This is a genomic window from Vibrio sp. SG41-7 (assembly GCF_014164465.1).
GTDB classification, from domain to species: domain Bacteria; phylum Pseudomonadota; class Gammaproteobacteria; order Enterobacterales; family Vibrionaceae; genus Vibrio; species Vibrio splendidus.
The window spans coordinates 50723-62753 of the sequence record NZ_JACJFF010000004.1 but is presented as its reverse complement, the minus strand read 5'-3'; the positions used below and the strand labels follow the sequence as shown (position 1 = coordinate 62753).

The following is a 12031-nucleotide window of genomic DNA, read 5'->3' as shown; positions in this document are numbered from 1 at the left end:
GTAGGAATAGAAGTTGAGCCCCATTTTCTTGATATGAAAAACTGACTAGCTTCGAGTGAAGCTAGTCAGGAAAATCAATTAAAGACCTGCTAGTTTCGCAGTGTCTTCAGCAATTACTAGCTCTTCATTAGTAGAGATAACCATTGCAGGGATACGGCTGTTAGCTGTAGTGATAGTACCTTCGCCGCCGAAACGTGCTTTAAGGTTAGCTTCGCTGTCAACTTCGATGCCGAAGATGCCTAGGCGGTTAAGAACCATTTCACGGATTGGGCCAGAGTTCTCGCCGATGCCGCCAGTGAAAGTGATTGCGTCTAGACGACCTTCTAGAGTTGCAGTGTAACCAGCAACGTACTTAGCTAGACGGTGACAGAACACGTCCATTGCACGAGTTGCTTCTTCTTTCTCACCGTAGTTGTCTTCAACGAAACGACAGTCAGAAGTCACTTCAGTTAGACCAGCAAGACCTGATTCTTTAGTTAGCATGTTGTTGATTTCTTCAACAGAGTAACCAAGAGCGTCGTGTAGGTGGAAGATGATCGCAGGATCTAGGTCACCACAACGAGTACCCATTACTAGACCTTCAAGAGGAGTAAGACCCATAGAAGTATCTACAGATTGACCGTTCTTGATAGCACATACAGATGCGCCGTTACCTAGGTGACAGTTGATGATGTTAACTTCTTCAACTGGCTTGTTTAGTAGACCTGCAACTTCACGAGTAATGAACAAGTGAGAAGTACCGTGCATGCCGTAACGACGGATGCCGTGCTCTTTGTACAGGTTGTACGGTAGAGCGTATAGGTAAGACTCAGAAGGCATTGTTTGGTGGAACGCAGTGTCAAATACAGCAACGTTTTGTAGACCAGGGAAGTTCTGTTGAGCCGCTTCGATACCGATAAGGTGAGCTGGGTTATGAAGAGGTGCGAAAGTCGCAGCGTCTTGAATACCCTTAAGAACTTCATCAGTGATAAGTGCAGAAGATGTGAACTGCTCGCCACCGTGTACGATACGGTGACCGATAGCGCCAAGGTTAGCTTTAAGCTCCGGCTTAGAAGCAAGAATAGTTTCTACCATGAAAGATAGTGCTTCTACGTGAGCTGCGCCCGCGCCTAGTTGTGCTTCATGCTTGCCGTCAAGTTTCCACTTCATACGAGCTTCTGGAAGACCAAGACACTCAGCAAGACCAGTTAGGTGCTCAGCACCTGTTTCTGCATCAACAACAGCAAATTTAAGAGAAGAACTACCACAGTTTAAAACTAAAACTAGCTTAGACATTAATGACTACCTGTTTATTTTTCTGATCGAAATCAGTTAAGGATGAAAATTAATCTCAAGAATAGTCGAAGCACATAGGCTTGCGTACTAACCTTGGTCAAAAAAACGTTAATTTCCGTATTAAAGTGAAAGCGCACTTTTTCAGAAAAAGAGGCTTTTGCATTCCTTGCAGAAGTCGTCCCAAAGTTGCTTAAATTGTAAATAAGGGCAACAATGAGATTGAGGTCTGCAAATAATAGCGATATTGTGCAAATATAACAAAAAAATTTGAAAGAATATTATTTTTCGTCAAATTTTTGTGTTTTTAGTTGATGATTTCAACTTTTTTTTAATGGGAGACTCATATGAGTAATAGAGTTGGTTTAGCGAGCAGTTTAAAAGATGGCCAAAAGTACATGGATCTCTGGCCTGTTCGAAAAGAGTTAAACGCTATCTTCCCTGAACAGCGCATCATTAAAGCCACGCGTTTTGGTGTGAAAGTGATGCCAGCGATAGCTGCTATTAGTATTCTGACACAAATGGTCTTCAACAATTATCATGCGATGCCGCAAGCTGTGGTTATGGCGTTGTTTGCGATCAGCTTGCCGCTTCAAGGCATGTGGTGGCTAGGTAACCGTTCGAACACTCAATTACCGCCAGCGTTGGTTTCTTGGTATCGAGAGTTGCACGAGAAGATCAGCGAAACAGGTTTTGCATTGGAACCAATGAAACCACGCCCTCGTTACAAAGAGTTGGCGATTATTTTGAATCGCGCATTTCGTCAGCTAGACAAATCTTCAATGGAACGTTGGTTCTAGCAGGTCGTCTTATCTCTCCCTCTAGTCTGAGAACAGTCATACATCATCGATAACTCGTTCTCAGATTTGCTCCTCTCTTCTAATCGCTTCACTTGCCTTTTATTCACTTGTCTTTTATCCACATAGCCTTGCCTTTATCTACCGTGCCTATCTTGTATTCATTGAGTTTCTTACCTTTAAATCAAACAAGCCCGCTTATCCCCGCATAATTCGAACCTTGTTGTATTTTTGTTAAATATCACTTCAAGTTATCAATGGTTACTGGTAATAATGTCAATAGTGATTTTTGATGTTGTTCTCTTCGAGCGAGTAATAACGAGTAGAGCTTGATTTAGGGAGCGATAATGAGTTCTGTAAGAAAGGTATTGGTAGCAGTTTTAAGCTGTCTGTTGTTGCTATGGACTGGCAATGTAATGGCGAACGTCGCCAAAGTGTCGGTTTCACAAGTTGTCGACCATCCAGATCTGAATGCGACGCGTCTAGGGCTTCTTGAAGGGTTAAGAGCCAAAGGTTACGAACCGGGAAAAAATTTAGAATTCTCCTATGAAATGGCTGATGGTAACCCTGCTCAGGCAGCAAAAATTGCCAGAGAACTAGTCAGCGAAAACCCTCATGTCTTAGTTGGCATCGCGACACCGACTTCGCAAGCTTTGGTTTCTGCGACTCGCTCAATACCGATTGTATTTACCGCGGTTACTGACCCTATCGGTGCAAGGCTTGTTAAACAATTGGATAAACCGGGACGAAATGTCACGGGCCTTTCTGACTTATCACCTATTTCCCAGCACGTATCTCTTATTAAAGAATTACTCCCTAATGCGGATTCAATCGGGGTGGTTTATAACCCCGCCGAGGCGAATGCCGTCGCGTTAGTTGGGCTATTAAAGAAGTCGGCACGAGATTTTGGTTTTACTCTGCACACTGAAAAAGCGCTAACCATCGATGATGTAGAATCAAAAACCGAATCCATTGCTAAGAAGTCGGATGTTATTTACGCATTGACAGATAACACTGTTGCAAGTGGTATCGAAGGGCTTATAGAAGCTGCGAACCGGGCTGGAACGCCAGTGGTTGCCGGAGCGACGTCTTACGTGGGTAAGGGGGCGATAGCTGGCTTAGGTCTAGACTACTATGATGTTGGGGTGCAAACCGCCGATTATGTGGCTGCTATTCTGAACGGACAAAAACCGGGGAAGCTGAGTGTTAAAACTGCACAGAGTTCGCAACTGGTTGTGAATTTGGATGCTGCTCGTGAGCTTGGTGTCACATTGCCTCAGTCTGTGATTGATCGTGCGATAGTTAGCCGTTCATGGAGTAATTGAAAATTGGGTCTCCTCTTGAAAAATGGTCGATTCATTTGATCATTTTGAGAGAAATCGACTTACTGTAAACAAAGTGGATCTACAAAGCGTGATCTACTTTGACTGATGTTATTTTTCTCGTTGTGGTCAAAGAAATTTTTCATATCTTAAGCAAATTAAATATTGCTCGAGAACCGCTATGAAACCTTTTATCTTTCATGCTCAAACCTCCGATTACTTCCGCGAAAAAGAGGGTGTGCTAACCGTAACATTAGTGTCTGAACGCACTGACTGGAATAAGGTTCAGTTGAGGCATGAGCCAGATAACGAAGAGTATCTACTCGACATGGTGCAAGTTGGCACTGAAGGGCGGTTGACGCTGTGGCAAGCCTCTTTCCCTGCGAATACAGACAGAAACGTTACGCACTATGCGTTCAAGCTTGTCGATTCAAAAGGACAGTATTGGCTTGATGCTAAGGGCGTCCATAGCCGCGTTGCGAGTCGTGAGTTTCACTTTAAGTTTAATACCCAACATCGCCCACCATCATGGGTGTCGGAGCAGGTATTTTATCAAATCTTCCCTGAGCGATTTTGCAACGGAAATCCGAGTATCAGTGTCAAAGCGGGCGAGTATCGCTTAAAAGAAGATACCTTAGATGTCGTAGTGAAAGAATGGGGCGAGCCTGTCGAAGGACACAATGGAACGGGCGCCGCAGAGTTCTTTGGTGGTGACCTAGCGGGTATTCATAGCAAGTTAGATTACCTGCAAGATCTAGGCATCACCGCGTTGTATCTCAACCCCATTTTTCAGTCGCCGAGCAACCATAAATACGACACAACCGATTACTACAATGTCGACACCCATTTCGGGACCAATGATGAGTTCTCTGCACTTTCAAAAGACATTCACACGCGTGATATGAGAATCGTTCTGGATGCGGTATTTAATCACACTTCGGTTGAGCACCCTTGGTTTGATAAACTGAAAGCCACTGACTCCGGTGCATATGACAACCCAGGTTCGGCATTTCATGACTATTATTTTTTCGACCCCGAAAACACTCAGCAATATGTTAGTTGGAAAAATATTAGCTCACTTCCAGTCTTAAACTTCTCCAATGTTTCCGTGCGAGAACATATATACCAGTCACAAGACTCTGTGATTAAGCACTGGTTAAAAGCACCTTATAACATCGATGGCTGGCGCTTCGATGTGATTCATATGTTAGGTGAAGGGGAGGGAGCCTATAACAACGCACATTATGTGAAAGCATTCCGTGACGCAGCAAAAGCCGAGAACCCCGAAGCCTACATCTTGGGAGAGCACTTCTTCGAGGCCACATCATGGTTACAGGGAGAGCAAGAAGACGGGTCGATGAACTATTATGGATTTGCTCACCCAGTTCGTGCGCTATTGGCAAAGCAAGACATCGCGTATGAGCCGATTGATATTGATATGTTGGCTTTTTCTGATTGGTTAGCTGAAGCGAGAGCTAAAGTTCCTTGGTTGAATCAATTATCGCAGCTAAATCAACTGGACAGTCATGATACTGCTCGACTGCTAACGCTTCTAAATGGTGACCAAGCTAAGCAAAAACTGGCGCTGACGCTACTGTTTACTTATGTCGGAACTCCATGTTTGTACTATGGGACAGAAGTGGGATTAGAAGGTGGTCAAGACCCAGACAATCGCAGGTGCTTCCCGTGGGATAAAGAAGATACTTCGCATTGGTTCCCTTTCCATCAAGCGTTGATAAAACTAAGAACAGAACGCCGCAGCTTACAAAGTGGTGCTTACCTAGAGTTATATTGTGATGCAGAGACGTTAGTGTTTACTCGTTGCCTTAGGGGTGAAAAGACACTGGTTGTGCTCAACCTATCTCAAGATGAAAAAGTGTTGTCTTTACCTGTGTGGATGCTTGGGCAAGAACAAGGGAGGTTGATTGAATTACAAGGTGAGTTGATTGACTTACAAGGTAAAGTGAAGGGCGAGCCAATTGTTAATGGTGTCGTTGATCTTGTGGTCACAGCGATGAAAGCTAAGATTTATGACGTGGTAAATCGTTGAATTTAAACTGACTAAGACAGTATCCGCTAACCCTGCTTAATGCAGGGTTAGTTTTTCAAAGGAGTCGATTGTTCAATGATACGGCCTGATTCATATCAACTTACACTCTTTTACCTCGAGGAAAATGTCCATTAATGTAATAATATTAATGAAGTAAATGAAAACAGCTGATCGCTAAGAGCACATTATATGAAAGTAAACAGGCACTTTAGCCTTACCTTTGTCTTCGGGTTTCCCGCAGTGATCGCCGCGATGCTACTTGGCCTAATAGGAAAGAACCACTTTGACGCGGTAGAAAAAGACATCAGCAGCGAATTCAACCGTATTGAAGATGTGTTCAAAGGAACCACTAAAGTTGTCACCGCCTTAGACTACAGTTTCTCAAATTACTACAAATCCGGTAATCCTCTTTTCCTCGACCACAACAAGCAAGTGGTTGATGGTCTTTGCCGTATTTGGCCTATCGATAGCCTGCTTCTTGCCGATGGCAAAACTACCGACATTCCTTCCGTTGATATTGATTATATGCTGGTCGGTGAAGAATCTTTGTGTACAGAAACCAGCGGTACCTATAAAAGTGCTTCCGAGAAAATAGCTCTAGCACCTATTCTTTCATTTCTCTCACAACTTGATGAATTCCACAATGGTGTGCATTTTATTGATAAACGCGGATACGTTATTTCGTCACCGGAAGATTTTGCTAAAGAGTTAGGAAAGGAATTACTTTCGACCATCAAAAGCCGTCCATATTGGCAAAGAACCGCTAACAACCCAGATCTACTGACTTTATCTGGCCCTGCATATCGGTTTGACTCCCTTGATCGAATTATTAGTATGACGATTCCCGTGTTCCATCAAGGAGTGCACCAAGGGATGCTCTCAGTAGATATTGATGCTGACAGGTTACTCGCGAGCTCTAATGAGCACCTAGCGGGTCGGATCGATATTATTGATACGACTTTAGCTAACCCGATTGATACGGCCACGTTCTATCACGAGATTAAGCTAGAAGGGGTCGCGTCTCATCATGCGATGTACTACGAGTTGGATTTTGCTAAGGAAGTGGAGCACTTTTTCGTTTATGAAAAAGACAGCCTAATCGTCGCTATTATCGTGTATCTGTTCTCGGTTACGATTTTCTTTTATGTTAACTCCAATATTGAACGTGGTTACTTCAAAGAACTAGCAGCTAAAGACCCAATGACCGGGTTGTTGAATCGACGAGGCTTAGAAGCATTCTGGCGCAGCGTAGAGCACGATCAACTGTTTGCCTTAACGGTATTTGATATAGACGATTTTAAGTCAATTAACGATACTCATGGTCACGATAAAGGTGATGATGTGATTCGTTATATGTCACGTCAAATTAGTAACAGTGTTCGAAGTAGTGATGTGGCAGCACGGTTTGGCGGAGAAGAGTTTGTCGTTTATATGAAAGGCGATGATCGTGAGACGCTGATAAGGACACTAGAACGTGTAAAAAATGCGGTCTGCGCGAACTCGGCCGACATTGTTCCTAATGGATTTACGGTATCTGGCGGTGTTTGTATTGTTGAAACAGAGCAAAACAAGCTTAACTTTGAAGAGATATTTAAATACGCCGATGAAAAACTGTACGTGGCTAAGACGACGGGTAAAGACCGGATCGTATTTTAGCCACGCTATGAGGTTCAATATCGCGATAAGGGGGAACTAACTCAAACGGGTTGGTGGTATTCTTCTTGATAACGTTGAAGGCGCTCTACAATGGGTGGCGCTTTTTTGAAAGTACGAATTTCTTTAAACAGTTCGTTCGCTTCAGGGTAGCCTTTACTTAAATAGACAAACCATTGTTTCACTCTATTGGGGTAGTACATGCCTTTATCCCCTTTAATTTGAAACTCGGAATAGCGGAGTAAAAGTGCGATTACTTTGTCCCATGGCATTTTCTGGTGGTTGTGCTTAACAACGTTGCCAAGATTGGGAATATTAAAAGCGCCGCGGCAGACCATCAATGAATCAACACCTGTGGCTTCTATGCAATCTTGACCATCTTGGTAGTTCCAGATTTCCCCATTAGCAATCAACGGCAGAGAGGTTTTCTCTCTTATTTGATTGATGTAATCCCATTTGATTTCACTGGCTTTATAGCCGCCAACTTTGGTTCTTGCATGCACAGTGAGTTCGTCAGCTTTTGCTTGCTCGATAGCGTCGACAATTTCAAAGCACTCTTCCGGGTGCTCCCAACCCAATCGGATTTTTGCGGACACGGGAATGTGCGCAGGGACTGCTTCTCGACAGGCGTTCACCACTTGATAGATGAGCTCTGGCTCTTTTAGCAGTGAAGCCCCACCATTACTTTTGTTTACCGCTTTTGCTGGGCACCCAAAATTAAGATCAATGCCTTTAGCGCCTAAGTTTGCCGCTTGAAAAGCATTTTCGGCCATCCAGTTCGGGTGTTGCCCTAGAAGTTGCAGATGGATTGGCACACCAGCCATGGTTTGAGAGCCTTGATGCAGCTCTGGGCAAATACGGTGGAACACATGCGGAGGAAGAAGTTGATCAACGACGCGCACAAACTCTGTCACACAGAGATCGTAATCATTGATCTCTGTAAGAATCTCACGCATTAGGTGGTCTAGTACGCCCTCCATAGGGCCAAGTATTACTCGCATGCTGCTTTACCGAAACTAAGTGAACCGAAAAATTCGAGGCGTGATTGTACGGTTTGTTAGTTAGATTGTCACTAAGGAGCGGTGTTCGCCATTTCTCGGGTTACTCTCACTTCTCCGGTAATCGGTGAATAATAGAGAATGGGTAAACGTTCAGAAGTTGTAAAGCTCGGAGTGTAGTAGTAATAGCACTCGGGTGTTCCTGTATACCAACTAACAATCGCTTCTTCAGAAGGAAGGATAAAGCCAGTGTCATATTGAGAACGAGCGACTAAATCAGAATCAATTAAAGAGTTCCAAAGTGCCACACATTGGTCACCTTCTACTTGCGGATCTCCTGTAGGCGGTTGTTCTCTAACCGAAATTGGAAAACCAGTTTCCGACGGATATACATCACCTTCACCATAATTCACCACTTGATCAAAAGCAGGCTCACCATCGACAAGCCATTTCGAGTGGTACATATCTATGCTGTTTCTAAATGCTGAAAACGCACCTTGCGCTAACGCTTCATGAGCGTCTCGCTGAACACCAAGAAAACGAGGCGCCGCGGTTACCGCTAATACACCTAAAATAACGACCACCACGATAAGCTCGAGTAATGTAAAACCTTGGGACCTTGATTTCATGATGAATACGCCTATATGTAACTGAATGTTTCAGTGAGCGTTTTACACCCAATATTCTGATTATCAAAGCGAAATAAGTGAAATATCGACGATATTTGAATAGCAATGGTTTGCGTATGGTTATTGGCGGGAAAACAGAGGAAAGTGGTTGGCGACATCTTGGGGAGTATGGCGTTATAATATCGAAAATGCCCCAATATTCAGAGCTTTCATGACATATCAATTATTAAGCCTACCGGAATCAATCACTGACATTACTCCACAGTTCATTGAAGGTTCAATCCTTGCTTCCAACTTAGCGACCAAACCACTCGATCCAGAAGAATGGCTAGCTATCGTTGCACCTGAAACAGGTAAAGAGCTTGTAACAATCGTGACGGAACAGATTAATCGCCAGCACAACCTGATTCAGCGTAGTGAATACTTACTGACAGACGTACTTGTTGATGGTGACTTTAACGAACAATTCGCGGATTTCGCTGAAGGCTTCATGATGGTTTGGCCAACAGTGGAAAAGCAGTGGCAAAGTGTGACTGTCGCGGATGGTACTCTGCGTATGCTGCAAGCACTCCTAACAACCTTGATGCTTGGGATTGATGAAGAACAAACTCAGCAACAAATGGTTGCGGCCGGGCTCGAAAATCCACCAGCGCTTGCCGATTTAATCGATCAGATAGATCTGATGATTTCAGAGGTTGCAATGGCGGCTGATGAGGCGATGCTGGGTAATAAGTCACAGAGTGTGAACCCATTTAAAGATATCGGTCGAAACGACCCTTGCCCTTGTGAAAGCGGCAAAAAGTTTAAACAATGCTGTGGCAAAAACAGCTAATCACGGCTTGTTGAGTAAATCAGCTTGAGTAACAGACTTTCTTTAAGTGATAAAAATCTTAAGCGATAAAAAAGTCGACCTTGTGGTCGACTTTTTTGTTGTTCTAATTTGGATGATCTAGTGTTAATCGTTTTTCGATTTTACAAATTGAGATATAACCACAAAACCGAAAGCAACCAAGTTACCCGCAAAGATAATCACTAGCCATTGAGGCATTGAAAGCTCTAAGAACTGCCATACCACCTTGCTACAGTCACCGTAAGCCTCAAACATCCACGGAGCCCATTGGTTTAAAGGTGCCCAGCTAGGGAAAGTAACGAATAAATCACAGGTTGCGAAAGGAGACGGATTAAACTGGTAATCGACGTGCTCTAAAGCCAACGTCAAACCTTTGTAGGCGCCAAATCCCCAACCAGCAAGGCCTAACCAACGTGATATCGGGTTATTTGGAGCAATAGCACCAATCATTGCAGCGACACCGATAGCAAGCATAGCAACGCGCTCATAGATACACATAACACAAGGACCAAGCATCATCACGTGTTGAAAGAAGAGAGCGCATGCCTCAAAAAAGACAATAAAAGCCAGCAGTAAAAGCCAAGATAAACGTCCCTTAGAGAAGTCTTTGAGCATTGCAAAAAAGTTCACGAATTTAATCCCGTCTATAAAATAAAAAAGCTCTGAATACTCAGAGCTTTTTATCTTGGATAAGTTTCCTAATCAACTAATATTTTTGATTAGTTAGACACACTTATTGTGCCTTGCCAAACAAAATCGGATTAGTGACCACCAGAGATAACTGGAGCGACAACCTCACCAGTACGCTGAATGATCCAACCTGCATCGTAGAACCAAGCGGTCATAGGCTCAACAAAGAACACGATACCAGCAAGGCCAACAAGAGCTAGTACGATAGTATATGGCAAAGCCATGATAACCATGCGGCCGTAAGACAGTCTAATTAACGGGGCAAGTGCCGATGTTAATAAGAATAGGAATGCAGCTTGACCGTTTGGCGTAGCAACAGAAGGTAGGTTAGTACCTGTGTTGATAGCAACAGCAAGTAGGTCAAATTGGTCACGAGTGATGATGCCTTCAACCAGTGCAGTTTTCACTTCGTTGATGTAAACCGTACCTACGAACACGTTATCTGACACCATCGATAAGATACCGTTGGCCACATAGAATAGTGCGAGCTGTGCGCCTTTATCTTCAACGTGAAGTACTGCATCGATTACTGGCTTAAACAGTCCCTGGTCAATGATTACAGCAACGACAGCGAAAAAGACAGCAAGAAGTGCAGTAAATGGTAGCGCTTCTTCAAAGGCTTTACCCATCGAGTGCTCTTCAATTACACCCGTAAACGCCGTTGCTAAGATGATAACTGAAAGGCCAATCAAACCGACTTCAGCGACGTGAAGCGCAAGGCCTACGATAAGCCAAACTGCGATTGCACTTTGAACCCATAGTTTTGCTACGTCTTGTTTTGTACGGTTTGCGCGTTCTTTGTTGTCAAATTCAACTAAGATTTGGCGAACGTTATTTGGCAGTTCTGCACCGTAGCCAAATACTTTAAATTTCTCTACAAGTGCACAAGTGATAATGCCGCAGATGAATACAGGTAATGTTACTGGCAACATACGGATGATAAATTCACCGAATTCCCAGCCTGCTTGCTTAGCAATCACTAAGTTTTGCGGTTCGCCTACCATGGTCATTACACCACCGAGTGCAGTACCCACACCAGCGTGCATAAGTAGTGAACGTAGGAAAGCACGGTAGTTTTCTAAATCGTCACGTGTAAGCTCAGAGATCTCTTCATCATGAGTATGATCGTGCGCTGACGTTGTGCCTTTACCTGATGCAACTTTGTGATAGATAGAGTAGAAGCCAACCGCAACGCTAATAACAACGGCGATTACTGTTAGAGCATCTAAGAATGCTGACAAGAAAGCAGCTGCGATACAGAAAGCGACAGAGAGTAGGACTTTGGATTGAATGCCAAGCAGGATCTTCGTGAAAATGAACAAAAGAAGTTCTTTCATGAAATAGATGCCGGCAACCATGAATACTAATAAGAGTAAAACTGGAAGGTTTGCTTGTAGCTCATGATAAACCATTTCGGGTTTGGTCATGCCAATGGCGACCGCTTGAATTGCCAATAAACCACCCGGTTGAAGAGGGTAGCATTTTAGAGCCATAGCTAGAGTGAAAATAAACTCAACCACTAATAGCCAGCCCGCAACAAATGGGTCAACTAGGAAGAAAACAAACGGGTTGATGATTAAAAAGGAAATGATGGCAAGTTTATACCAATCAGGAGCCTTACCAAGGAAGTTCTTGATAAAAGCGTTTCCGAGAGACATCGGCATGTTAATACTCTTTTATGTTGATTATGAATAGATAAGCAATACAACATTTGAGAATCGAGCTATAGAGGTTGTTAAAAACTATAACTAACAGTGACTTAGAAAAACT

At 43.6% G+C, this 12031-nt stretch carries 10 protein-coding genes; 5 read left to right on the top strand and 5 right to left on the bottom strand.

Annotated elements, in window-relative coordinates; translation table 11 throughout:
* Positions 1 to 78: 78 nt before the first annotated feature.
* Positions 79 to 1275: an acetate kinase gene (locus tag H5300_RS01905; protein WP_004734016.1), complete on the bottom strand. Its 1197-nt coding sequence runs from the start codon at positions 1273 to 1275 to the stop codon at positions 79 to 81.
* 344 nt (positions 1276 to 1619) lie between these two features.
* On the opposite strand from H5300_RS01905, the gene yfbV reads away from it, so the two are divergent.
* The 4 genes from yfbV (at position 1620) to H5300_RS01885 (ending at position 7097) form a co-directional block, all read left to right on the top strand.
* On the top strand, positions 1620 to 2072 hold the full coding sequence (gene yfbV, locus H5300_RS01900) for a terminus macrodomain insulation protein YfbV (RefSeq protein WP_017084030.1): 453 nt from the start codon (positions 1620 to 1622) through the stop codon (positions 2070 to 2072).
* 344 nt (positions 2073 to 2416) lie between these two features.
* Positions 2417 to 3394, top strand: coding sequence for an ABC transporter substrate binding protein (locus H5300_RS01895; protein ID WP_182795304.1), 978 nt, complete (start codon positions 2417 to 2419; stop codon positions 3392 to 3394).
* A gap of 178 nt (positions 3395 to 3572) precedes the next feature.
* Complete coding sequence (gene malZ / locus H5300_RS01890; protein ID WP_182795303.1) at positions 3573 to 5441, top strand: maltodextrin glucosidase; 1869 nt, start codon at positions 3573 to 3575, stop codon at positions 5439 to 5441.
* 189 nt (positions 5442 to 5630) lie between these two features.
* Entirely contained in the window at positions 5631 to 7097 is a 1467-nt protein-coding gene (locus H5300_RS01885; RefSeq protein ID WP_108194233.1) for a GGDEF domain-containing protein, read from the top strand.
* 41 nt (positions 7098 to 7138) lie between these two features.
* On the opposite strand, the gene dusC is transcribed toward H5300_RS01885, so the two are convergent.
* Positions 7139 to 8095, bottom strand: a complete 957-nt coding sequence (dusC, locus tag H5300_RS01880; RefSeq protein ID WP_017084026.1) for a tRNA dihydrouridine(16) synthase DusC — start codon at positions 8093 to 8095, stop codon at positions 7139 to 7141.
* 71 nt (positions 8096 to 8166) lie between these two features.
* Positions 8167 to 8721: a prepilin-type N-terminal cleavage/methylation domain-containing protein gene (locus H5300_RS01875; protein ID WP_182795302.1), complete on the bottom strand. Its 555-nt coding sequence runs from the start codon at positions 8719 to 8721 to the stop codon at positions 8167 to 8169.
* Between the two features lie 211 nt (positions 8722 to 8932).
* Here H5300_RS01875 and H5300_RS01870 point away from each other — a divergent pair, with 211 nt between their 5' ends.
* A complete protein-coding gene (locus tag H5300_RS01870) occupies positions 8933 to 9553 on the top strand; it encodes a YecA family protein (protein WP_017078113.1) in 621 nt (206 codons plus the stop codon).
* A gap of 123 nt (positions 9554 to 9676) precedes the next feature.
* Here the strand turns inward: H5300_RS01870 and dsbB are convergent, their stop codons facing one another.
* Entirely contained in the window at positions 9677 to 10186 is a 510-nt protein-coding gene (gene dsbB / locus H5300_RS01865; RefSeq protein ID WP_032545975.1) for a disulfide bond formation protein DsbB, read from the bottom strand.
* A gap of 146 nt (positions 10187 to 10332) precedes the next feature.
* Complete coding sequence (nhaB, locus tag H5300_RS01860; RefSeq protein WP_004734008.1) at positions 10333 to 11925, bottom strand: Na(+)/H(+) antiporter NhaB; 1593 nt, start codon at positions 11923 to 11925, stop codon at positions 10333 to 10335.
* Between the last annotated feature and the right edge of the window lie 106 nt (positions 11926 to 12031).

Excerpts from the sequence above, each read along its gene's own strand:
- H5300_RS01905 (WP_004734016.1), bottom strand. The coding sequence starts at position 1,275 with ATGTCTAAGCTAGTTTTAGTTTTAAACTGTGGTAGTTCTTCTCTTAAA.
- yfbV (WP_017084030.1), top strand. The coding sequence starts at position 1,620 with ATGAGTAATAGAGTTGGTTTAGCGAGCAGTTTAAAAGATGGCCAAAAG.
- H5300_RS01895 (WP_182795304.1), top strand. The coding sequence starts at position 2,417 with ATGAGTTCTGTAAGAAAGGTATTGGTAGCAGTTTTAAGCTGTCTGTTG.
- malZ (WP_182795303.1), top strand. The coding sequence starts at position 3,573 with ATGAAACCTTTTATCTTTCATGCTCAAACCTCCGATTACTTCCGCGAA.
- H5300_RS01885 (WP_108194233.1), top strand. The coding sequence starts at position 5,631 with ATGAAAGTAAACAGGCACTTTAGCCTTACCTTTGTCTTCGGGTTTCCC.
- dusC (WP_017084026.1), bottom strand. The coding sequence starts at position 8,095 with ATGCGAGTAATACTTGGCCCTATGGAGGGCGTACTAGACCACCTAATG.
- H5300_RS01875 (WP_182795302.1), bottom strand. The coding sequence starts at position 8,721 with ATGAAATCAAGGTCCCAAGGTTTTACATTACTCGAGCTTATCGTGGTG.
- H5300_RS01870 (WP_017078113.1), top strand. The coding sequence starts at position 8,933 with ATGACATATCAATTATTAAGCCTACCGGAATCAATCACTGACATTACT.
- dsbB (WP_032545975.1), bottom strand. The coding sequence starts at position 10,186 with ATGCTCAAAGACTTCTCTAAGGGACGTTTATCTTGGCTTTTACTGCTG.
- nhaB (WP_004734008.1), bottom strand. The coding sequence starts at position 11,925 with ATGCCGATGTCTCTCGGAAACGCTTTTATCAAGAACTTCCTTGGTAAG.